This window comes from Anoxybacillus eryuanensis (genome assembly GCF_051200995.1).
Classification (GTDB): domain Bacteria; phylum Bacillota; class Bacilli; order Bacillales; family Anoxybacillaceae; genus Anoxybacillus; species Anoxybacillus tengchongensis.
Genome location: NZ_JBPODS010000008.1, coordinates 1 through 23,379 on the forward strand (window position 1 = coordinate 1; position 23,379 = coordinate 23,379).

Here is a 23,379-nt window from a genome sequence, read left to right on the forward strand (position 1 = left end):
TGCGGAAGAAGGATCTTGACTGATGAACCCATTTCATCCAGCTAACATGTTTCTGGGATTGAGTGGAAATCACAGAAAATGGTGAAGACCCAAAAATGTTAAAGCTATGACCGATGAGAAGATAACAATCACTACTCCGCTAATAGCGACCGTCTTAAAAATCTCAACATCAATAACTAACATGCCAGCCAACCCTAAAATCACGCATAAAGCCGAAAATAAAATAGCTCTCCCTGCTGTTTGTACTGCAACAGCGGTAGCTCCCTTTATATCCGCAGATTTTAACTCTTCTCGAAACCTACTAATAAACAATAAAGCAAAATCAATTCCTAAAGCCAAGCCAATCATTGGAACAATATTCAAAGTAAAAATGGACAACTCTTTATACTGACCGATGAAATACAACGTTCCCATTGAACAACTAACCGCAAGTAAACCAATTACAATTGGAATAAACGCCGCCACAAAACTACCAAATGCGATTAACAAGATAATTAAAGCAATTGGGATTCCAATCATTTCGGCTTTCTTCAAATCCTCTTGACTTGCTTTATTCATGTCCTCATTAATTAATGCAGGACCTGTCAAACGAATGTAAATTCCATCCTCACTTTTTAACTTTCTCTTTAACTCACGGAGTATATCTTCCATATCATTGAATTCTCGGTCAAATCCTAAAACAGCAAATGCTACATTGTTCTTTAGCTGCTCTTCTCGATCATAAGGAGATATAAGACTAACTAATCCCTCTACATTTCGAACACTCTCAAGTTTTTTTTGTATAAAATGTATGAACTCTTCGTATTCTACTTTTTTTTCTTTTTCAAATAAAACAATAACACTGTTATTTGGGAGATTAAACTCTTCACTCGCTATTTTTTGAACTTCTGCATAAGAACCTTTTTTCATCTCGAATCCATCGCCACTAAGCACGTTCGGAAGTTTAAATGCATATGAAACAAGCAAAAATGAAATCATCACCCACAAAGCTAATATAATCCATCGATAAACATACGCCATCTTCCCCAAGCTTTTAAACATGAAATCACCATCTCTCAAAAATATTCACTATAGTTTTCCCGTGAAAATAACGGATCCTTGACCGTTTATTTTCATAACATATATGGTTAGTGAACCTTTCCCATTGATGTTTTAGTACGTCAAAGCTACACATCCTATAGATAAACCGGCAGAAGTTCCGAATAATAACACCAAATCTCCTCTCTTAATCCTGTTATCCTCTATGTAATCGTACAACAACATTGGAAGAGAAGCTGCAATGCAGTTCCCATGTGTAGAAATATGAGAAGCAATTTGTTCTGAACGAAATCCAAACTTTCTAAAAATATCTATTCCATGCTTGCTTGTTTGATGAGGGAACAAATATTTCACATCACTTTGACATATACCACTTTCTGAAAAAAAATCTTTAAAAAAATCAGGAAGTAGACGAACTGCATACCTAAACACTTTCCTGCCATCCATCTGAAACAAATTGTCTTCTATTCTTGTTTTCGGGTCATTTGGGTGTCTTAGCGTACCCCCGCCCTTCACGCAAGTTAAATCGGCTCCCGATCCGTAAGTTTGCATTTTGAAATGTTGAAGAGCGCTTTTTCCATCCTTTTCTGATTTAGTAACAATCGCAGCAGCAGCCCCATCTCCAAATAAAGCCCTTACCTCATTAGAAGTTTTTAGCAATGTTGGACTTGGAGCATCTGAACTGATGATTAAGATGCGATTGTAGACTTGATTATGAATAAGATTAGCAGCCACAAATAAAGCTAATCCGAAACTATAGCACGTCGAATCAACATCAAAACACGGAATTCCTGAATCACCCAAACCTAATTCTCGCTGAAATAAACTAGCTCCACAAGGAATAGCCTGTAATGGAGAACCATTGGCACCAATTATACAATCAATCTGTTTCGGATCAATCCCACTATTTTTGATTGCCTGCTTAGCAGCTTTTATACCAAGTGTTAACGCATTTTCTCCATCTTCAAAATTCACATAATGTCTAGAATCAATACCTGTTGCCTTAACAATCCAACCGCTTGTAACATTCATTTGCTCTTCTAATTCTTGACTCTTTACTTTTAATGATCCAACAGCTTTTCCCATTCCAGCAATCTTTACTTTAAACATTTTCATCCCCTCCACAAGCTTTTTCTTCATTCAACCTAATTATAGCCTCACATTTTCACTCATTCACCGCCAACATGGTGTCGAACCCCGCCATTTTTTTTGTCGGATACCGACACGAAATGGCGGACTTCCAAAAAAGAAAATGCCCTCACCGATCCGGTGAAGGCATTCACAACATATGATGCTCTGGAATGAGCCCTAATTGTTTTGCTTTTTCCACTGCTTCTATTCGTGAAGATACGTGCAGCTTTGTGAAGATGCGCGATAAATGTCTTTCTATCGTTCTTTGACTCGTGTGATGTTTTTTGGCAATGTCTTTATTACATAAGCCGTTAGCAACTTCCATTAATAGTTCTTGCTCGAGAGGACTCAGCACAGCCAGTTGTCCGTTTTCATCCATATTTTCTTTTGCTCCACAACGGCACAGCTGACGCAATACATGCACAGGAATGACCGCCTCATCTCGTAGCGCACAGCGAATCGCTGTCACTAATTGCTCACTTGATGCGGTTTTACTGACAAAGCCTGTAATGCCTGATTCAATGAAATAATTTAAAAAGGGAACAATATCATATCCGGTATAGATGACAATTTTCGCAGTTGGCTGTTTTTCGAGAATTCGTTTACTCAATTCGATACCGCTCATATCCGACATACACCAGTCAAGTAAACATACATCATACGCACGTTGCTCGATCATTTGTTCTGCTTCGCTCGCAGATGTCGTAATGTCTACTTGAAAATCTCCTTCACGTTCAAGCACATTTCTCGTACCTTCACAAACAAGAAGATGATCGTCGACAATTAAAATACGAGCCATGCTTCTCTCCTTTCCATACGTCTATAATGGGATGGTGACCGTTATCTCCAATCCAGATCCATGTGATGAATCGATTTTGCATGCTCCACCTAATCCTTGCACACGCTCTTTTATTCCAAATAATCCTAAATTACCATGATGATCATTTAATTTTTCCATCTCTATTCCTATTCCATCGTCTACATAACAAAGTTGAACAGCCTCATCTTGCGCATCCAATACGAGGTGGATCGTTGATGCTTGAGAATGTTTTACGGCGTTGTTTAACAATTCTTGTATGATCCGATACATCGCCAGTTCCTGTTCTTCTCCTAATTTAGCTTGTATGTGAACATTCCACTTTACTTTTATATTCGTACGTAAATGAAATCGGTCAATAAGCTGCGAGATTGCTTGTTTTAGTCCCATCTGACTCAAAAACGGCGGTCTTAATTCATGGCATATTTCTCTTGTTACATCAATAACATTGAGGAGCTCCTCGTCGATATCGTTTAGCTGTTTTTGTATATCTTCCACGTACAGAGGTTGAACAAGCAAGTTTTCCACTTTTCTTCTTAACAAAATTAAATCTTGAAGCAATGTATCGTGCAAATCGATCGCCAGTTTTTTTCTTTCCCTTTCTGACCATTGGAACATCAACCGAGTAAACGAAATCGAATGTTCTTTCTCTTTTAATCGATCTAACTCTTTCAATAGATCCTCCACTTTTAACATGTTTTCGATCGTCATGCTCGTATAATAAACAATGGTAGATAGCCAGTCTTTTTGATCGGTGCGAAAGGAAAGAGGTCGTTTCTTCTTCCCTACTAGCCATAAAGGTGTTTGACGAAATGAGCCGATAAACACGACAAATAAGGAGCGATGTTCAATGACGCGACCGATCGAAAGTGGAGCACCATTTATTTTTTTGACGATATTCGCCCAATGTGCTTGATTGTACTTGAAAGAAGGTGGTTCGTTTATGGACTGAATCACCTTTATTTTTTCCACGTCCAAAATTTCTTGCAATTCCTTTTCCAAACAATACATGGCTCCTTCTACTGTACGCTGTTTTTTCAGTTGTTCACTTATGCGATACAAACTCTCTTCATAAAAATGTTTTTGCATCCGTAATTTTGCCCGCCATTTGCGGTCTAACCATTCTTTTATGTAAAAAGCAACAAGAACGATGATATAAACGACAGAAAATAAAACAACAAGTTCAGCCCATTTGCTAGAGCGATGGATCCATTGATTGTACACAATCATTATAAAAAAAGATGGGAATAATGCGAACAAACTAAGATACTTTAACCGCTCGATGGAAAATGGCAGTTGAAACAGTTGATCTGTTGCCATTAAATAAAAAAAAACGATCGGTAAGGCGAAAAGAAAGATAACCGTTAATTCCGCTGGCAATATCCATTTTTTCATTACTAGCATAGGAAGACTATAAAAGAAAAGAAACGGGATCGTCGATAAACTAATCGCCAATAACAATCCTGTTACGGTATGTTGCTGTTCATCTTTTTTCAAATCAACGAACCCTTTTCTTAACAAAGCAAGAATGATAACCGTATTGATAAAAAATGCCGTCAATAACACTTCCGTTTCACTTATCGAACGAAACGGTATAGACATCAGTGAAATAATAAACATCACAACGTTAAACCAATAAAGGAAAAAGACGATTTTTTTCGCAAACCATACTTTCTTTTCGTTTTCAAAATAGTTGTAAACAAAATGCAAAAATAGCGGAGGCAGCATGAAAAATGCACCGCTGAATATTTGCCTTCCAAAAGGCGCATGCTTCGCTGATAAACTGGCACTGATATAACAAAGCCCTGCCGATAACAACAAGTAAATCAGCACGGTCGCCGAGTTATCATCTGGCCGCAAACGAAGCAAAAAAACGCTTAAACGAACAGCGAATAGAAAAAAACCCGTCGGCAAAAGAATATAATACAACCACTGTTCCGTTCCATGCGCTTGATAGTCAACCGTCAATGTTTGGATTTGATTTTCTCTCTGAATCGTTATTGTTTTCGCTTGTTCAATTGTTTTGTATTCCCGTACAGTAAAATGGGAGAGCGGGGGCTTTTCATCTACTTTTAACACTTGATCATGAATATGAATCCCATGTTTTTTTGCCCAGCCAAACTCGTAAAGGTCGTTAACAATCATATCACCATTCTTGTTTTCTACTACATCCATGCCGATCAATGGATGTTTCACATTTAAAACGGTTAAATATAGCGCTAAAATCGAAGCAACAATCATGGCGATGACTGGTCGTTTCATTGTGATCTACATCCAATATCTAAGCGGATGAATCGATTCGCTAAACGCCTTTATCACCGCTTTTCCCTCTAACTCACTTAAACCAATTAAGCTCACTGTACCATTTTGTAATTTTTCGACGATTTCCGGATGTTCGACTAAAAAACGAATGATTTGTTGCATCACAATTCCCCTCCAACATTACAAAATCATTGTTTTCAGTGCGGATTTATGCTTATCATCTACATCTAGTTTTTCGATTTCTTGCCACGCTTTTTCCTTGTAAATTTGGCTCATCACTTTCGCATAGTAAATCGCTCCTTCCTGTTCCATTTGCTGAAGCGCTTTTTCTTTTTGGACATACATCCGATCGTAGTCTATATCGTTGTTGAAATACTGCTGCCACAAGTTATTTTGTTTGCTTTCTAGCATATACAAAATCGGAAGCGACTTTTTCTTTGCTTGAATATCAGCTTTTTTATCCCAGTTGTATAGCGCATCAAGATCATTATCGATTTGTGCCGCAATGCCGATGTAGCGAGCATATGTTTCAATCGCTGCGATGTCCTCTTTTCCTGCTAATAATGCTCCGATCACACAAACCATCGCAACAAGAGAGCCTGATTTTTCTCTACCATCTTTATATATTCTGCTTCTGTCTGTACGTTACACGCCACATCAGTCTGTTGTCCATGTACACTCTGAAGCAAGCAAGACGTAACATATGATAGTGCCTTTAATTTCTTTTCATCAGCAATGTGCAAATGAGCAATTACTTGCTGCCCTAATAACAAAAACCCAATCGCAGTATGTACGGTAATCGCATCATCTTTTAATCGATCTTGATCAACTACGTCATCAAGTAAATCGCCAGCAAGCACGATTAATTCAACAGCTGTGGCGATATAAATGAAGGGATATTCCTGTTTTGAAAACATGTCATGGTGCAAATTGGCTAATCGACCAAAAACCAAATCGCTCTCTTTCATATGTTCCTCAATTGCCATCAACATGTGTGCCTTTAGTTGTGGTTCCGACATGAATAGTTCCACAATTTCTTTCATTTGTTTCGCTATTTTTCCCTTTTCACTCATCCGACCGCACCTTGCACAAATATTTACAAATAGGGAACATTCGACAAGTTCAATGAAATTCCTTCCTGAAAAATAAAAAGACTTGTCGAAGATTGTGACAAGTCTGGTAAATGCATATTTTAAATCTTTTCACCTAAGTTTATAAAACCCTGAATGCTTTCCTCCGTTCTTCGCAATCTCAAAAGCTCCCCCTGCTCCCTTACCTCCCCCAGCGAAACCCCATCACTCCGACTTCATCTGCTGATACAGTTCTTTCGCGCTTTTCGCAAAGCCTGCCCCTCCTACGGTGGCAAGTCCTGTCCCATGCGCTACTTCCACAGCAGCAACCGCTGTGGCAGGCGTTCCAATGACTGCTCCTGCTCCTGTGGCGTTAAGCACTACCCCACCTGTACCAATGGCAACGGAATTTGATTAATAATTGAGGTAACAACTCCTTTATTTTGGGTGTTTGGGTGTGTCGTTACCTCATCGTTACCTCAATTGTACCAAAAACAGCAGGTGGCAAGCTTTTTTTGTCGAGAACAGCATAAAATCAATAAAAATTAAGGGTACGATTTTAAAACTTTTGACAGTACCAGAGATCTGTAGAGGTTCGGCTTATGGCAAATTTACAAGGAGTAAGGGGAGTGATAGGATTTTTAAACATAACCGCTCCTTGATATCGCTGTTTTTTGGACTTTTTAACCACATCCAAAAGATCTCCATGTCAAGTTGTAATTCTCTACAATTTTCGAGTTTGAAGGCCATATGGTCAGTCAATATTGTTGAAATATCAGTACTTTTCTAATTCAGTCTCCAAGTCTCTAAGTAGAGTATCTACTTCTAATACAGCTGAATCATTATTATTCCAAAATATAGATAATTTATAACCATCCTTTTTTATGCCAGGCAACCAGTCATTAATAAATTCATCTAAATCAATGCTTTTCGGTGTATAATCGGACCATTCCTCAATAGAACAAAGCTCCGCAAATTCTTTTTTTGGCCAAAACGGCATTAACATTTTCCCTGTATCGTCTTGAGATATTGCCCAACCATCATGATACAACCCCCAAACCTCTTCGAAGTCAACAACTTTCTTGATAAAGTACTCATATCTTTTATTAGCAGGTAGTTTTATAACAGCTTCAAGTTCCTTGTTAATCATCCTATCACTCTCCATTATTTTTCTTCTTTTTTCCATAACCATCATGCTTATGCTGAGTTCTATGATTCTTAATCATTTGTAAGTCGCTGTGCTCATACCCATATCCATTTCTTGCTTCATAGCCCCTTCTATGGGCAAGTTCATACCCCTGGGGTACTCTTATATTTTTCCTCTTTCCTGCTGCTATTTCATTCATATCACGTTTAATTTCGCCACGCAATGCTGATGAAACTTTATCATCATTTGCTATCTCTTTAAGTCTTGCTTGTTTTCCTGACCTACCAGAGTTTTTGACGACAGGTTGGTTAACATTCTCCGTTCTCGTACTTTTCCTGCCAGAAACCCCACCACTCCGACTCATCTGCTGATACAGTTCTTTCGCGCTTTTCGCAAAGCCTGCCCCTCCTACGGTGGTAAGTCCTGTCCCATGCGCTACTCCTACAGCAGCAACCGCTGTGACAGGCGTTCCAATGACTGCCCCTGCTCCTGTGGCGTTAAGCAACATCCCGCCTGCACCAGTGGCAATAGAACTTGTCGTTTCCATCACGCCTGCGATTGTTGCTACCGCATGTCCAAACGCTTGCCCTGCTTTGTATGCCGTCGGATGTTTACTGTAATCTGAGCGCTTTTGTACAACGTTTAATGTCATATCCGATAACGCTGCATCGCCTGCACCTGTGACAAACTCTTTTGTCCTTTCCATCGGATGTTTCTTAAAACTATGCCATGATTGTTCTGTACGTTTCGCTACGGACAGAACGGTTTTTTCGGCATGTTGTCCTGTGTTCATTATACTACGAGCAGCTTGTTTAACGGCAAGTCCTGCTTTCTTTTCTAGTTGGTGAACACCGCGTTCCAGCGTTTTTTCTGTATCTTTCAACGTTTGTTTAACAGAATGAACGGTTTCAGATGTAGTTTTTTTCGCATGATGAACGATTTGTTTTGTCACTCGTTCTGTTTTCTTTTCCGCCTCATGAAACGCTTTTTGCGCTTTCTGACTAATATGTACCGTGTCTTTGATCGCCTGTTTCGTTACTTGCTCCACTTTCTTTTCCACATGATTAACCGTTTGATGTATCGCTTTCTCTGCTTTTTTTACATCATTAGCGATGTGTTTGCTTGTTTTTTCTATTTTTTGCTCCACTTTCTCAAAAGCCTCTTTTGCTTTTTGGCTAATTTGAATCGTATCTTTTACAATTTGTTTGGTGACTGATTCCACTTTCTTCTCTGCTCGTTGAATCGTCTTTTCTACCTTTTTGAAGTCTTTGGCAACATGTTTTGTCGTCTGTTCAATCTTTTTACTGACTGAATGCCCCCATTTGCTTAATGAACCCCAAAAAGACATATGTTTTGTTCCTCCAATCGTAACATAGTGGAAATAGTCTTACATTTGATGAGTTTACTATACAAAAAGTTCATGGGAGGGGGGCAACGAGATTTTTTCGACAAATTTTGTACTTTTCGACAGATTTTATAGAGCAATATTTGTTCGATCATCATTACTAAAGTTTCACCATGTATTCTTTGTATAATTAGAATTTTTGTATCACTTACTACCCAATAGAACGATTAGCATTACAATAAAATTCTATACTTGTTGAAATCGTATATGTTGCACCATGATAGGAATATTTCCCGGAGACCGTAATGACGTATGTGCGACCACCATCAATTAATTCCGCATTATATCCTGTCTGTGTCCACGTCCCACTGCCAGACGCTTTTGAGGAGATCGATTTAACTCCCGAAAACAGTTGTCTTTTATGAACATCACTATACTGAGTTTCAAAAGTTCCTGTCACATACAAAGTTTGAACGGTTTGTCCAACTTGGATCGTTGTTGTTTTTGTCTTTGAGGCAATCGATTGAGGAGTAATCGTCCCTGATTCTTTTGAGGAATTAATCCCCTGTTGATTCGAAGTTGCCAACGAATCTTTTCCTATGCCAAATAAAATTCCTCCAACAAGCATTACTGCTACTGCTACACTGATCAATTGACGAATCATTTAAAAAATTCCTCCTTTCGTTTTGATAGTTTGATTATACTTCACTTTTTTCCATTCTTCACCGCCAACTTGGTGTCGAACCCCGCCTTCTTTTGGCGGTGTGCACGCCAATTGAGCTGATCGAGTCGCTACCGCAGGGTCGGGGGAGGAAGGCACATGTTGAATCCTCATTGATGCCGAAAAGATATCGTCATGATAATATGCTTCGATATGATCGAAATCCGTTTTTCCTGTGGCAAGCACATCATCGATCGAATGACGTCGCTATGGGAAATGTGCACCTCTCGACGAACGGTTGGAATCCGAAGCGCGTTTACTCGTTTATCCAGTTTCGTTTGATGGAGTAAGTAGACAATGAAAGCAAGCCTAGGGCTTGGGGTAATCGCTTCATCTGTCAATACAAAACGAATCGGGAAATCTTTCATGACATTCACCTACTTTTGATGCGTCAACGTTGTTTTTCCTTATGGTATCAATGGTTCGCATCTATTGTAAAAATGCTTTGTCACGGATTCAGATATTCAACTACAGAACCTTATTTTTTATCATCCTTCGTTACTTTTGAAAGTTTAAAAATACCAACTAACAGACAAATCATACTTCCTGCCCATAATGCCCCTGATTCACCTAAAAGAAGGGAAATTTCTTCTGACGCCATCGGATGATTAATGTCAAAAGAAATTGCTTTTAATGCCAAATATACAGCAATAAAGAACGATACAAAATGCACGAAAATCCAAAGAAATGCTGCTCTTTGTGTGGTATTCCTTCTCCAAAGAAAAATTAATGTAATAATTGCAATGAACATTATTGTGGAAAAACCACCAATTAACATGTTCATCACTTCTTCTTCCAAAGGCAGATGCCGATGCATGTTAAGAACACCTCACATAATAGATAAATAAATTCGTCGTGCTAGTTGAGAACTAGAACTACGAATTTATTCTTCATAAAAATATCATCCTTATGTATTTTTCCTATTCAACCTCATTATACCTCCATTTTCTCTCTCTTTCACCGCCAACTTGATGTCGAACCCCGCCATTTTTTTGACGGTGCGCCCGCCAATTTTGGCGGACTGGACAAAAAACGCCCTCACCGATCCGACAAGGACATAAAAACCCCCATCCAATGCTTATGCATTAGATGGGGGATTCGTTTTATGCGCGCAATGTGGCGCCGAATTGTTGTTCGACCGCTTTGATCACTTGTTCGTGAACGTTTGTGACTTCTTCATCTGTTAATGTCCGCTCTGGGTCGTAGTAGCGGAGCGAGAAGGCGATCGATTTTTTTCCTTCTGGGAGGCGGTCGCCTTTGTAAACGTCGAAAATCGTTACTTCTTTTAATAGCTCTCCGCCTGCTTCAATAATTGCTCGCTCGAGGTCACCTGCTACGATATGCTCATCAACGACAAGGGCAATGTCGCGCGTAATCGACGGGAAGCGTGGAATCGCTGTATAGCGAATGTCACCTACTTCCGCTTTTAATAAAGCTTCAAGGTCTAGCTCAAAGACGTACGTTTCTTTCAAATCAAATTGTTTTTGCACGTTCGGATGTAGCTGACCGATAAAGCCGATTGTTTTGCCGTCCAACAACATATCGGCTGTACGTCCTGGATGAAGGTACTCGCGTTTTGCTTGCTTGTATTCGATACGGCTCTCTAATCCTAGCAACGCAAACAAGCCATCTACAATGCCTTTTGCGACATAAAAATCAACTGCTTTTTTCTCTCCTTGCCATAAATGGGCATGCCATACACCTGTCAGAACGCCTGCGAGACGTTCTTTTTCGTTCGGCAGTTCATGTTCGCCGTTAGCTAAGTATACCGAGCCGATTTCATATAGCGCGACGTTTTCGACTTGGCGAGCGCGGTTGTAGCTTGCCGCCTCTAGCAAGTGCGGCACTAAACTTTGCCGCAAGACGCTGCGCTCTTCGCTCATCGGCAATGCTAGGCGAATTGGTGTAGCTGTTTCAAGCGCAAACATCGTCGCTTTTGCTTCGTTTGTGAGCGAGTACGTAATCGCTTGGAACAAGCCCGCATCTTCTAAATAACGGCGCACGTGGCGGCGCTTTGCTTGATATGGTGTGAGTTTTCCTGGCTTTGCCTCGCCGATCGGTAATGTTGCTGGTAAATGGTCGTATCCATATAAACGCGCCACTTCTTCGATGATGTCTTCTTCAATTGTAATATCTGCACGACGTGACGGAACAGTAATCGTAAACGTACCGTCATGTTCTGTAAATGTAAATTGCAAGTTCGTCAAAATGCCTGCGACTTCTTCTTTCGTAATTGTTGTGCCAAGCACGCGATTGATACGATCTAACGTAATCGTAACGACGACTTCTTTTTTTGTTAGCGTGTTGACTTCGACAACGCCGCCAACGACTTCGCCGCTAGCATATTCCGCCATTAACGCAGCTGCGCGGTCAAGCGCTTCTTTCGTGCGCGCAGGATCAATTCCTTTTTCAAAGCGTGTGCTCGACTCGCTGCGCAATCCGTGATCTTTGACCGCTTGGCGAATCGTCGCCCCGTTAAAATATGCCGCTTCAATAAATACGTTTACTGTTTCATCACATACTTCCGAATTCGCACCGCCCATCACACCAGCTAAAGCGACAGGCTCTTTCCCGTTTGTAATGACGAGATGCTCTTCTGTCAGCGTGCGCTCTACATCATCAAGCGTCACGATCGTTTCACCGGCTTTTGCGCGGCGAACGACGATTTCTTTTGAACCGAGCCGGTCGTAGTCAAACGCATGAAGCGGCTGACCGTATTCAAGTAAAATGTAGTTCGTAATATCAACGACATTATTATGCGGGCGGATGCCGGCTGCCATTAAACGCGCTTGCATCCAAAGCGGAGACGGAGCAATTTTCACGTTTTTCACGATGCGTCCTGCGTATAGCGAATTGTCTTCTGGCGCATCGACGCGGACAGAAATATAATCGTGAACGCTTTCGCTGTTTTCGTGAAGTTCGATTGTCGGGAGCTTTACACTTCGCCCTAAAATCGCTGCCACTTCATAAGCAACACCAACCATGCTCAAACAATCGGCACGGTTTGGTGTTAAACTAAGTTCTAGCACTTCGTCATCTAAGTAAAGTAATTGTAGCGCATCGGCCCCGACTGGTGCATCGCTTGGGAAAACGAAAATGCCATCGGCGTATTCTTTCGGTACTAATTTTGACTCGACGCCAAGTTCTTGTAACGAACAAATCATGCCGTTCGATTCTTCACCGCGCAGTTTGGCGCGTTTAATTTTAAAGTTGCCAGGCAATACGGCACCAACTTTAGCAACAGCGACCTTTTGTCCTTTTGCGACGTTCGGCGCCCCGCAAATAATTTGCACCGGCTCTCCTTCACCAATATCGACGAAACATTTACTTAATTTATCGGCGTTCGGATGTTGTTCACGCTCAAGTACATGTCCGATGACGACACCTTGTATTCCTTTATTGCGCACCTCAACGCTTTCTACTTCAATGCCTGCTTTCGTGATGCGACCGGCTAATTCTTTTGCGGTAATGCCTGCTAAATCAACGTATTCCTGTAGCCATTTATATGAAACAAACATCATGCAACCTCCTTTTACACCCGATGAAATTGTTGTAAGAAACGAATGTCGTTTTGATAAAAATGACGAATATCATCAATGCCGTATTTTAACATTGCAATACGCTCCGGACCCATACCGAACGCAAAGCCTGTATATTTTTTCGAATCAAATCCTGCCATTTCAAGTACGTTCGGATGAACCATCCCTGCCCCTAAAATTTCAATCCAACCTGTTCCTTTACATACGCTACAACCGTTTCCGCCACAATTTGCACATGAAACGTCGACTTCAACAGACGGTTCTGTAAATGGGAAAAAGCTTGGGCGGAAGCGAATATCGCGATCTTCGCCAAACATTTTGCGCGCAAATTCACGTAACGTTCCTTTTAAATCGCTCATGCGAATGTTTTCGTCTACAACAAGTCCTTCGATTTGTGTAAATTGATGGGAATGCGTTGCATCATCGTTGTCGCGGCGATACACTTTTCCCGGGCAAATGATTTTTACAGGACCGCGCCCTTGATGTTTTTCCATCGTTCTTGCTTGCACAGGTGACGTATGCGTACGCAATAAAATTTCCTCTGTTATATAAAACGAATCTTGCATATCGCGCGCAGGATGACCTTTTGGCAAATTGAGCGCTTCAAAGTTGTAATAGTCTTTTTCGACTTCCGGTCCTTCAGCAATCGTATAGCCCATTCCGATAAATAAATCTTCAATTTCTTCAATGACGCGCGTTAACGGATGATGGTTGCCGCGTCTAATCGGACGCCCCGGAAGTGTCACGTCAATCGCTTCAGACGCCAACTTTTTCTCGACTTCTTCTTGTTCAAGCGTTGCTTGCTTTGCTTCTAACGCTCGTTGAATCGCTTCACGCACGTCGTTGACAAGCGCTCCCATAATTGGACGTTCTTCAGGCGACAGCGCCCCCATCCCGCGTAGCACTTCTGTAATTGGGCCTTTTTTGCCAAGATATGCGACGCGCACGTCATTGAGCGCTTTTAAATCGTTTGCCTGTTCAATTTTTTCAAGTGCTTCTTGTTGAAGCTGTTGTAACCGCTCTTTCATGAAATACCCTCCCTTGTTATGTATAATTAAGAAAAGCGCAAAGCGCCCGCCTATCGGCGAAGAGCGCACAAGCCCCACCGAGGAGGCTGTCGCCGCCGAAAGAAGGGGCGAAGCGACTCGAGCCGATGGCGCTTGGAGCTAGACAGTTCCGTAAATCTGAAATTTTATACTTTCTTAATCTTTAAATAAAAAACTCGCCCCTTAAGTAAGGGACGAGTGCACTCGCGGTACCACCCTTGTTAGCTATACAATAAGCATAGCTCACTCCATTCAGATAACGGTCTACACCGGAACGCCTTTACATTTCGCATGCGCAAAATGGTCCAAGCGCCAACTCCCGAGGTGAATTCACTTGCTTCAACCATAAAAACGCTCGCAGTCTATGGCGTTTTCTCCCTGAATGGCGATCGGCAAGCTACTCTTCTCGATCATCGTTTTTTGTATGATGAAATTCTTCATTTATTATAAGCAAATAGGCAATAAGCTGCAAGGTGATGATACAAACATATGTTTATTTTTTCTGCAAATGGTAAAGTAAAATTCCTGTTGCAACGGCTACGTTTAACGATTCTGCCTTCCCGTAAATCGGCACATATAAGTTTGTTGTCGTCTGTTGCAGCCACTTATCGTTTACTCCGCTTCCTTCATTTCCAACAATTAATGCAAACGATGAAGAAGGAGATACAGAACGGTAGTCTACCCCATTTTGAAGCGATGTTCCATAAATAGGGATATGCTTGTTTTGAAAGTGGGCGATCCATTGCCCAATATCTCCTTTTATAACAGGGAAATGAAACAACGAACCTTGCGTAGCACGAATCACTTTTGCATTGTATATATCTGCGCTTCCTTCTCCGACAACAACAGCGTCTATTCCAGCGGCATCTGCCGTGCGAATGATTGTCCCTACATTCCCAGGATCTTGTACGGTGTCAATGAACAATGCCGTTTGTATATCATCAATGTTCCAATGCAGTTGTTTACATACCGCTGCGATGCCTTGCGGTGTTTCTGTATCGCTAATCGCTTTGATCACATCGTCGGTCACAATCGTCATCGGAATATGGGCAATGTCCCAGCTTGCTGGGATGACCGCATGCTCCGCAACAATCAGTTGTTCGATATGAACGCCACTTTTGACCGCCTCTTCTACTAAATGAAACCCTTCAATGAGAAACAGACCGGTTTTGTCGCGTCCTTTTTTCGTTAAAAGTTTTTTCCATTGCTTTACTCGCTCATTTTTCGGCGATTCAATTCGTTTCACTCGTTGTTCCCCCAATGTTTCGCAATAAATTCATCGCGGCCTGAGGCAGCGCGGTCTTCTTTATAATGTTTCGGATTTTTTTTATGGTAATTTTGATGATAGTCTTCTGCTGGATAAAACGTTGTCGCTGGTAAAATTTCTGTCACGATCGGTTTGGAAAAACGTCCGCTTTCTTCTAATTGCTTTTTCGATTGCTCCGCTAATGTTTTTTGTCTCTCATTATGATAAAAAATCGCTGTTCGATATTGTGGACCACGGTCATGAAATTGCCCGCCATCATCCGTCGGATCAATTTGACACCAATACAACTCCAACAATTTTTCGTACGGAAACACATCTGGATCAAACGTAATTTGTACCGCTTCGTAATGTCCTGTCGTTCCTGTTTTCACTTGTTCGTACGTCGGATGTTCGACATGACCGCCTGTGTATCCAGAAACAATGCCATAAATGCCGTCAAGTTCTTCAAACGGAGTGACCATGCACCAAAAACATCCGCCCGCAAATGTTGCTTTTTCCATTTTCCTCTCTCCTCTTTGATGAATAGTAATTATCATTATAGCAAAAACTACGTACGCAATACATAAAGAATGGAGTGAATCAAATGGACTTTAATTTACGCGGTGCCGTCATGGCAAACGTCGCAAACAGCTCAAAAGACCAGCTTGAACATACGATCGTCGATGCGATTCAACAAGGCGAAGAAAAATATTTACCTGGTCTTGGCGTTTTATTTGAAGCGTTATGGAATCACGCAACAGAGGAACAAAAACAATCAATGCTTGCCACATTAGAAGAAGCCGTAAAAAAATAGCCTTCGCGTTGAAGGCTATTTTTTAATCAAACGTAATTTCTTTCACTTTATCTTCATCAAGTCGTTTAATAACTTCGACTAATAGTTTTACCGTTTGTTCATAGTCGTCGCGATGAAGAAGGGCAGCGTGAGAGTGAATGTAGCGCGTTGGGATGGAAATGGTGAGCGCTGGAACGCCGCGCATCGTCATATGGATCGCACCAGCGTCTGTTCCACCGCCTGGCATCGCGTCAAAGCGGTACGGGATGTTCATTTCCTCCGCAACGTTAACGACAAATTCTCGCAATCCTTTGTGAGAAACGAGCGTTGCATCGTATAAAACGATATGCGGTCCACCTCCGAGTTTTCCCATCGCATCTTTTTCTGATACACCTGGTGTATCACCAGCAATGCCAACATCAACCGCAAATGCAATATCTGGTTCGATCGCAAAAGCAGATGTTCGCGCACCGCGCAAGCCCACTTCTTCTTGCACTGTACCAACGCCATACACGACGTTTGGATGCTCCACATCTTTTAATTGTTTCAACACATCGATCGCAACGGCACAACCGATGCGGTTATCCCATGCTTTTGCAAGCAACATTTTTTCATTATTCATCACGGTAAATTCAAAATACGGAACGATCGCATCACCCGGACGCACACCCCATTCGATCGCTTCATCACGGCTTGAAGCCCCGATGTCGATAAACATATCCTTGATTTCTACCGGCTTTCTTCTTGCTTCAGCAGGTAAAATATGTGGCGGTTTTGAACCGATGACGCCTGTAATGTCGCCTTTTTTCGTTACAATTGTCACTCGCTGAGCAAGCATGACTTGCCCCCACCAGCCTCCGAGCGGTTGGAAGCGAATGAAGCCTTTTTCATCGATTTGCGTCACCATAAAACCTACTTCATCTAAATGGCCAGCAATCATGACTTTCGGTCCATTTTCTTTTCCTACTTTTTTCGCAATTAAGCTACCAAGACGATCCGTTGTCACTTCATCAGCATACGGAGCGATGTACGACTTCATTACTTCGCGCACTTCTCGTTCGTTCCCTGGAACGCCTTTCGCATCCGTTAACGCTTTCAACATCGTTAACGTTTCATCTAATTTTTTCACGTATGTCACTCCTCTCTATGTACAACACTCATTATACTAAACATTTTGACAGTTGTTAATAATTGTGACTTTGTCGCTCATGATTCACTTCGTTTTTTGCGACATACGCTCGTTCAATTTGTTCAGCATTGAATTGAAGCGCATGACCAAGCTGTGCATACGCATATACTAATCGACCGTATGCTTGTTCGTCCATCTTTTCGCGAAACGTCTGAACGGCTTCAAATACGTATAAAAACTGTTCAACAAGCGGTTTACTTTCTTGCACATGTGGCCATTGGATATGTTCATAAAGGGAAAGATCGAGCCCGAGCGATAAAATAAAATGAAGACCGTCGACATATTCCTCTAAAATCGTTTCGTCCGCCGCTTTCGGCTTTGAGCTCCAAAATTTAAAACAGCGCGTTTCATTCGCGAGTTCTCCAATTTCAACAAGAAGAGCTAACAACTTACGTTCAATTAAACGTTCACCGCTCAATCCTCGTTCTGTCTCAATTCGCTCATCTAATTGTCGTTGCATAGAAAATAATGTTTGTAAATTCATTTTTCTCCCCCTCTTATAAAAAATGACCATCCCCTCAAGGGAGAATGGCCATTTCTTTTATTACTTGTTTAAGTTTTCTTTTGCGATGTTTGCAAGTTGTGTGAATGCCGCAGCATCGTTTACCGCTAAATCAGCAAGCATTTTGCGGTTTACTTCGATACCTGCAAGTTTTAATCCGTGCATTAAACGGCTATAAGAAAGACCGTTCATGCGCGCTGCTGCGTTAATGCGCGTAATCCAAAGTTTACGGAAGTCGCGTTTGCGTTGGCGACGGTCGCGATACGCGTACATTAACGATTTCATGACTTGTTGGTTTGCAACTTTATATAAACGATGTTTCGAACCGAAATATCCTTTTGCAAGTTTAAGAATTTTTTTACGACGTCTGCGTGTGACTGTACCGCCTTTTACACGTGGCATAATATTTCCCTCCTAAAATTATTTTACGTTATCTAACAATTGACGAATGCGTTTGAAATCGCCTTTTGATACAAGCGTTGCTTTACGAAGTTTACGTTTTTGTTTTTGTGTTTTGTTTGCGAATAAGTGGCTAGTGAATGCGTGTGAACGTTTTAATTGGCCTGTTCCTGTCTTTTTGAAACGCTTCGCTGAGCCTTTGTGAGTTTTCATTTTTGGCATAAGGTGTTCCTCCCTTTTGTTATTTGTCGTTTTTCGGTGCTAGCACTAAAAACATGCTGCGGCCGTCCATTTTTGGAGCCGTTTCAACCGTACCAATATCCGCGCACGCCTCAGCAAATCGATCAAGCACGCGCTGACCAATTTCTTTATGCGTAATCGCACGTCCTTTAAAGCGAATCGTCGCCTTTACTTTATCTCCTTTTTCAAGGAACTTCCGCGCGTTGCGCAATTTTGTGTTGAAGTCATGTTCTTCGATCGTTGGGCTTAAACGAATTTCTTTCACGTTGATTACTTTTTGCTTTTTGCGCGCTTCTTTTTCTTTCTTTTGTTGCTCAAAACGGAATTTGCCATAATCCATAATGCGACATACTGGCGGTTTCGCATTTGGTGCAACCATCACTAAGTCCAAATTTAAACGCGCCGCAATTTCTAACGCTTCTTGTTTCGTCTTAATCCCAAGTTGTTCGCCGTTTGGATCGACTAAACGAACTTCACGTGCCCGAATGTTTTCATTAATAATAAAATCTTTGCTAATAACTAGCCACCTCCACGGTTTTTTCAAACTTGTTTGTAAAAGCAGAACGCACATAACAAAAAACGTGTGGGCATAATACACCCACACGTCTCGATGACAACATTTGTTTTGTCATAAACCTGTTAACAGCCATATGGCGTCGATCAGGTGAGAAGCGGGTGCTTCTGCTTGTTTCAAACAAGTATTTATTTTTACTCTAACATATATACCATAAACGGAAATACATTGTCAACTGATGTCAATTGATCACAACAAATAAAACTATAACAAACATGAAGAAAAAATGCAACTATATTATTTACGCACTTCTTTTTGAATGAAATCGACAAACGCATGAAGCGGCATCGTTTCGCTCTTTTGTTCGCCATATTTTCGCACGTTTACTGCTCTTTCACTCACTTCATTATCCCCGACAACGAGCATGTACGGAATTTTTTGCATTTGTGCTTCGCGAATCTTATAACCGATTTTTTCTTCACGTTCATCGACTTCAACGCGAATGCCTGCCGCTTGTAACGCATGTTTTACTTCATACGCATAGTCCATATGGACAGATGGAGCGACTGGAATCACTTGCACTTGTACAGGTGCTAACCATGTTGGGAACGCGCCTTTATACTCTTCAATTAAGAAAGCGACGAAGCGTTCCATCGTCGATACGACACCACGATGGATGACGACTGGACGATGCGGTTTTCCATCCTCCCCAATATATGTTAAATCAAAACGTTCTGGCAGTAAAAAGTCTAATTGCACAGTCGATAATGTTTCATCTTTTCCTAGCGCTGTGCGCACTTGAACGTCTAATTTCGGACCGTAAAACGCCGCTTCTCCTTCCGCTTCGTAATAGTCAAGTCCGAGTTCGTCCATCGCCTCTTTTAACATGCTTTGTGCTTTTTCCCACATCGCATCGTCATCATAATATTTTTCTTTATCTTGTGGATCACGATACGACAGACGGAATGAATAATCAGTTAAACCGAAGTCTTTATATACCTCTAAAATTAAATTGACGACGCGCTTAAACTCGTCTTTAATTTGATCTGGGCGCACGAAAATATGTGCATCATTTAACGTCATGCCGCGCACACGTTGCAAGCCTGTAAGCGCTCCAGACATTTCATAACGGTGCATCGTGCCGAGTTCAGCGATGCGAATTGGCAGTTCGCGATAGCTATGAATTTTATGTTTATACACCATCATATGATGTGGGCAGTTCATCGGACGTAATACAAGCTGCTCATTATCCATTTCCATTGGTGGAAACATACCATCCTTATAGTGATCCCAATGACCAGACGTTTTATATAACTCGACGCTGCCAAGCACCGGCGTATATACGTGTTGATAACCAAGCGACAACTCTTTATCAACGATGTAACGTTCAATTGTTCGGCGAATCGTCGCTCCTTTTGGAAGCCAAAGTGGTAATCCTTGTCCGACCTTTTGCGATGTCATAAATAAGTCGAGTTCTTTTCCAAGCTTGCGATGATCGCGCTCTTTCGCTTCTTGTAAAAGGCGTAAATATTCATCTAAATCTTCTTTTTTGAAAAAGGCTGTTCCGTAAATACGTTGCAACATTTTGTTTTTGCTGTCGCCACGCCAGTACGCACCCGCCACACTTAACAGTTTAAACTCTTTAATTTTTCCTGTTGATGGCACGTGCACCCCGCGACAAAGATCGAAAAATTCTCCTTGTTCGTAAATGGAGACAACTTCTCCTTCCGGAATGTCGTGAATGAGTTCAATTTTTAAATGATCTCCAATTTCTTCATAGCGACGAATCGCTTCTTCACGACTCACTTCTTTACGAATGATGTCTAAGTTTTCTTTTACAATTTTTTTCATTTCTTGTTCAATTTTCGGTAAGTCTTCTGCTGTAATTGGCACATCAACATCAATATCATAGTAAAAACCGTTTTCAATAACAGGACCAACACCAAGCTTTACATCTTTATATAGTCGTTTCACCGCTTGCGCCATTAAGTGCGCTGTGCTATGGCGCAAAATATCAAGCGCCTCTGGCATATCTTGTGTAATAATCGAAAGTGCGCCATCTTCTTCAATTGGTGTACGCAAATCAATCATGCGATCGTTCAGCTTCCCAGCAATTGCTTTTTTCTTCAAGCCTGGACTAATTGACGCCGCAATGTCTTCTGTTGTCACTCCTTTCGGAAACTCCTTTACTGCTCCATCTGGAAATGTGATTTTTACTACATCCACCAAAGCTATCCACTCCTTTTTTAAAAATAAAAAAACTCGTCCCAAAAACGAGGGACGAGTTGGCTTCGTGGTTCCACCCTTCTTCCCGTTTATACAAATATCAAACGAGCGTATAAACGGCTTCATTTCGATAACGGCGCAAACCGTCAGCAATTACTAAACGGGGCATCGTCCCATTGTTCACTGCTGAAGTTTAGAGGTGGTAAGTGCATCTTTCGTGTTAGGAAGGTTTCAGCCTATGCCTTCCCTCTCTGTGAACCGTAAACATACACCCATGTCCTCATCATCACTTTTGACCTTATTCATTATGTATGTCATTATAAGCATATTTCTTTGGAAAATCAAGAGGTGTTCGAAGCTCCATTCGCTCTTGAAATACATTTTGAATCGTTTGAATCATTCCCACATCTGTGACATCTGTATACATATATATTTTTTCCGGCGCCATCGATACGAGCGGAGCTAATACAGATGTATCAATGTACATCGGCTGGCTCACCATGATTCGTCGATCGATGAACTGCTTTAGTTGTTGCGGTGACAAGTACAAAAATTGACCATCAAAAAATTGAAACGTTTCATTCTCATATACTACATGAAGCACGTTCATTTTCGGCTGACGTGATGCAACAATTTCGCGCAACATATGAACAAACGCTTGATATTCTTGTTCTAGTTTGTATTCGTCAATGGCTAATTCAACGTAATGCATCAACCGATCATAATACGGCTTTAACCGAAAAGTCATAAGCGACTCGAACGAAAATACACCTTCATGTAAACATTCATGTAGCGATTGAGCAATTAATTGCTCGCGCGGCATAATCAATTTTTTTCCGAGACGATAGTCGTACCTTTCTCCATCAATAAACGAGTAAGTCAGCTGTAAAATTTGTTGTTGCTCTTCTTCATTCTCATAAAAGAACGTACGGGAAATAATTGATAAAATCCAACGTGCTTCAAACGCTTGAATGATACATGAAGTAAAAATCGGAATGAACAATGCGCGCATATGGGCAATATTCGATTCATGAAAGAAGACGGTAATCGTCTTGTCGTCGTAAAACAATTTTCCATATGGTTGTGGTGCTTTATTCAATTCCACAAAAAGCCGTTGTGCATCTTGTCCATCTTGAAATACGATATAAATCAACGGTGCCCCTCCCTTTTTCCAAAAACATGCTTGTTTTATATATATGGGGAACACCGTCTGTTTATCACATTTCGATTCGTCGATTTTTTCCTTTCATCTCGATCGGAGTAGCTAAATAAACAATTCGCTCAATAATTCGAGCCGCTTTCACCTGTTCTTCTTCACCTCGTTGTGAGTGAGCGAAGTGATGGGTAAGACGTTTCAAATCAAAGTTCGATGTAAAGCATGTCGGCAAATGCTCAAGCATACGATATTGTAAAATCGGACCGAGCACCTCGTCGCGCCACCAACTTGACATTAGTTCTGCCCCTAGATCATCGAGCATAAGAACAGGCACTTGCTTTGCATATTCAATCGTATCTTGAAACGCGTCCGTTTGAAGCGATGACTTTAATGAACGAACAAATTCCGGCACGTACACAAGAAATGAAGCAATATGTCTTTGGGCTAACTCATTTGCCATCGCTGCTAACAAATACGTTTTTCCAACGCCAAAAGAACCGTATAAATACAGTCCTTTCGTTCGTTTACCTACTTCATACGTTGAAGCAAATGTGTTCGCAAGTTCGATCGCTTCAATTCTTCCAAGATCGTCCGTCTCTAACTGATCAAATGATGCTTGTAGCATGTCACGCGGAATAAATAAACTACGAATGAGCGACTGTTGTTTTTTCCGTTCATCATCTTGCACTTTACGAGCACAGCGCTCGTATTGTACATCAATGTTTTTCCCTTGCCAAATTAAATGAGGTGTGTACCCTTTCAGTAAATTCGGACATTGTTCTAAACTTGGACAACGTTCACAATGCTTACTTTGTTGCACAAACTCATACAATTTCCCGAGATGTCGATTCAACATCGCATCCGTCACATCATGACCACGTAAAAACGATTGAACGTGTCGATCGTTTAAAATATCGCGCTTCATCGCCTCATATCGCTCTTTAAAATCATGACGATTCATTAAATGATGGATCGTTTCCCGAATTGGTTTCATCATT

Annotated in this window: 25 protein-coding genes, 1 pseudogene and 2 other annotated features; of the genes and pseudogenes, 1 reads left to right on the forward strand and 25 read right to left on the reverse strand. The window is 41.2% G+C overall.

Translation table 11 applies throughout. The features are described from left to right. Nucleotides 1-69: 69 nt before the first annotated feature. From HNQ84_RS08880 to msrA, 17 genes and pseudogenes are all read right to left on the reverse strand, one after another. Nucleotides 70-1,041 carry an MMPL family transporter gene (locus HNQ84_RS08880; protein WP_435621884.1) on the reverse strand — a complete coding sequence of 324 codons (972 nt, stop codon included), beginning with the start codon at nt 1,039-1,041 and terminating at the stop codon, nt 70-72. 111 nt (nt 1,042-1,152) lie between these two features. Beyond that, nucleotides 1,153-2,148, reverse strand: a complete 996-nt coding sequence (locus HNQ84_RS08885; RefSeq protein ID WP_435621885.1) for a 3-oxoacyl-[acyl-carrier-protein] synthase III C-terminal domain-containing protein — start codon at nt 2,146-2,148, stop codon at nt 1,153-1,155. Between the two features lie 169 nt (nt 2,149-2,317). Beyond that, complete coding sequence (locus HNQ84_RS08890; RefSeq protein WP_435621886.1) at nt 2,318-2,968, reverse strand: response regulator transcription factor; 651 nt, start codon at nt 2,966-2,968, stop codon at nt 2,318-2,320. Nucleotides 2,969-2,989: 21 nt separating this feature from the next. Further along, nucleotides 2,990-5,248 carry a sensor histidine kinase gene (locus HNQ84_RS08895; protein ID WP_435621887.1) on the reverse strand — a complete coding sequence of 753 codons (2,259 nt, stop codon included), beginning with the start codon at nt 5,246-5,248 and terminating at the stop codon, nt 2,990-2,992. A gap of 6 nt (nt 5,249-5,254) precedes the next feature. After that, nucleotides 5,255-5,410 carry a competence pheromone ComX gene (gene comX, locus HNQ84_RS08900; RefSeq protein WP_183242144.1) on the reverse strand — a complete coding sequence of 52 codons (156 nt, stop codon included), beginning with the start codon at nt 5,408-5,410 and terminating at the stop codon, nt 5,255-5,257. Between the two features lie 18 nt (nt 5,411-5,428). Next, on the reverse strand, nt 5,429-5,824 hold the full coding sequence (locus tag HNQ84_RS08905) for an isoprenoid biosynthesis enzyme family protein (RefSeq protein ID WP_435621888.1): 396 nt from the start codon (nt 5,822-5,824) through the stop codon (nt 5,429-5,431). Further along, nucleotides 5,821-6,321 carry a hypothetical protein gene (locus HNQ84_RS08910; protein WP_435621889.1) on the reverse strand — a complete coding sequence of 167 codons (501 nt, stop codon included), beginning with the start codon at nt 6,319-6,321 and terminating at the stop codon, nt 5,821-5,823. The genes HNQ84_RS08905 and HNQ84_RS08910 overlap by 4 nt, the downstream gene beginning before the upstream one ends. Nucleotides 6,322-6,543: 222 nt before the next feature. Next, nucleotides 6,544-6,699 (reverse strand): hypothetical protein, encoded by a 156-nt coding sequence (locus tag HNQ84_RS08915; RefSeq protein ID WP_435621890.1) that lies wholly within the window; start codon nt 6,697-6,699, stop codon nt 6,544-6,546. 394 nt (nt 6,700-7,093) lie between these two features. Continuing rightward, nucleotides 7,094-7,468, reverse strand: a complete 375-nt coding sequence (locus HNQ84_RS08920; protein WP_066327990.1) for a DUF2750 domain-containing protein — start codon at nt 7,466-7,468, stop codon at nt 7,094-7,096. 4 nt (nt 7,469-7,472) lie between these two features. After that, nucleotides 7,473-8,813: a polymorphic toxin type 8 domain-containing protein gene (locus tag HNQ84_RS08925; RefSeq protein WP_435621891.1), complete on the reverse strand. Its 1,341-nt coding sequence runs from the start codon at nt 8,811-8,813 to the stop codon at nt 7,473-7,475. 208 nt (nt 8,814-9,021) lie between these two features. After that, nucleotides 9,022-9,474: a hypothetical protein gene (locus tag HNQ84_RS08930; protein ID WP_435621892.1), complete on the reverse strand. Its 453-nt coding sequence runs from the start codon at nt 9,472-9,474 to the stop codon at nt 9,022-9,024. Between the two features lie 87 nt (nt 9,475-9,561). Next, nucleotides 9,562-9,899, reverse strand: a pseudogene (locus HNQ84_RS08935) (IS1380 family transposase); the annotation flags it as partial. Between the two features lie 110 nt (nt 9,900-10,009). After that, nucleotides 10,010-10,348 (reverse strand): hypothetical protein, encoded by a 339-nt coding sequence (locus HNQ84_RS08940; RefSeq protein WP_003396547.1) that lies wholly within the window; start codon nt 10,346-10,348, stop codon nt 10,010-10,012. 286 nt (nt 10,349-10,634) lie between these two features. Next, nucleotides 10,635-13,049, reverse strand: coding sequence for a phenylalanine--tRNA ligase subunit beta (pheT, locus tag HNQ84_RS08945; protein WP_435621893.1), 2,415 nt, complete (start codon nt 13,047-13,049; stop codon nt 10,635-10,637). Nucleotides 13,050-13,063: 14 nt separating this feature from the next. Next, a complete protein-coding gene (gene pheS, locus HNQ84_RS08950) occupies nt 13,064-14,098 on the reverse strand; it encodes a phenylalanine--tRNA ligase subunit alpha (protein ID WP_435621894.1) in 1,035 nt (344 codons plus the stop codon). A gap of 205 nt (nt 14,099-14,303) precedes the next feature. Next, nucleotides 14,304-14,539: a binding site (T-box leader), on the reverse strand. A gap of 70 nt (nt 14,540-14,609) precedes the next feature. Next, nucleotides 14,610-15,362: a TrmH family RNA methyltransferase gene (locus tag HNQ84_RS08955; protein ID WP_435621895.1), complete on the reverse strand. Its 753-nt coding sequence runs from the start codon at nt 15,360-15,362 to the stop codon at nt 14,610-14,612. Next, nucleotides 15,359-15,883: a peptide-methionine (S)-S-oxide reductase MsrA gene (msrA, locus tag HNQ84_RS08960; protein ID WP_021093804.1), complete on the reverse strand. Its 525-nt coding sequence runs from the start codon at nt 15,881-15,883 to the stop codon at nt 15,359-15,361. The genes HNQ84_RS08955 and msrA overlap by 4 nt, the downstream gene beginning before the upstream one ends. An 83-nt stretch (nt 15,884-15,966) precedes the next feature. On the opposite strand from msrA, the gene sspI reads away from it, so the two are divergent. Further along, nucleotides 15,967-16,176, forward strand: a complete 210-nt coding sequence (sspI, locus tag HNQ84_RS08965; RefSeq protein WP_032100298.1) for a small acid-soluble spore protein SspI — start codon at nt 15,967-15,969, stop codon at nt 16,174-16,176. Between the two features lie 22 nt (nt 16,177-16,198). Here sspI and HNQ84_RS08970 read toward each other — a convergent pair whose 3' ends face one another. From HNQ84_RS08970 to dnaI, 8 genes are all read right to left on the reverse strand, one after another. Continuing rightward, nucleotides 16,199-17,284, reverse strand: coding sequence for a M42 family metallopeptidase (locus HNQ84_RS08970; protein ID WP_435621896.1), 1,086 nt, complete (start codon nt 17,282-17,284; stop codon nt 16,199-16,201). 55 nt (nt 17,285-17,339) lie between these two features. Next, nucleotides 17,340-17,828 (reverse strand): dUTP diphosphatase, encoded by a 489-nt coding sequence (locus HNQ84_RS08975; RefSeq protein WP_435621897.1) that lies wholly within the window; start codon nt 17,826-17,828, stop codon nt 17,340-17,342. Nucleotides 17,829-17,888: 60 nt separating this feature from the next. Next, nucleotides 17,889-18,248 carry a 50S ribosomal protein L20 gene (rplT, locus tag HNQ84_RS08980; protein ID WP_003397837.1) on the reverse strand — a complete coding sequence of 120 codons (360 nt, stop codon included), beginning with the start codon at nt 18,246-18,248 and terminating at the stop codon, nt 17,889-17,891. An 18-nt stretch (nt 18,249-18,266) separates the two neighbouring features. After that, on the reverse strand, nt 18,267-18,467 hold the full coding sequence (rpmI, locus tag HNQ84_RS08985) for a 50S ribosomal protein L35 (protein ID WP_003397838.1): 201 nt from the start codon (nt 18,465-18,467) through the stop codon (nt 18,267-18,269). Between the two features lie 19 nt (nt 18,468-18,486). Beyond that, a complete protein-coding gene (gene infC, locus HNQ84_RS08990; RefSeq protein WP_435621898.1) occupies nt 18,487-19,056 on the reverse strand; it encodes a translation initiation factor IF-3 in 570 nt (189 codons plus the stop codon). Beyond that, nucleotides 19,055-19,178, reverse strand: a sequence feature (ribosomal protein L20 leader region). (Overlaps the previous gene by 2 nt.) A 118-nt stretch (nt 19,179-19,296) precedes the next feature. Continuing rightward, entirely contained in the window at nt 19,297-21,228 is a 1,932-nt protein-coding gene (thrS, locus tag HNQ84_RS08995; protein ID WP_435621899.1) for a threonine--tRNA ligase, read from the reverse strand. Nucleotides 21,229-21,523: 295 nt separating this feature from the next. Further along, complete coding sequence (gene ytxC, locus HNQ84_RS09000; RefSeq protein ID WP_435621900.1) at nt 21,524-22,378, reverse strand: putative sporulation protein YtxC; 855 nt, start codon at nt 22,376-22,378, stop codon at nt 21,524-21,526. 64 nt (nt 22,379-22,442) lie between these two features. Beyond that, nucleotides 22,443-23,375, reverse strand: coding sequence for a primosomal protein DnaI (gene dnaI, locus HNQ84_RS09005; RefSeq protein WP_435621901.1), 933 nt, complete (start codon nt 23,373-23,375; stop codon nt 22,443-22,445). Nucleotides 23,376-23,379 lie beyond the last annotated feature (4 nt).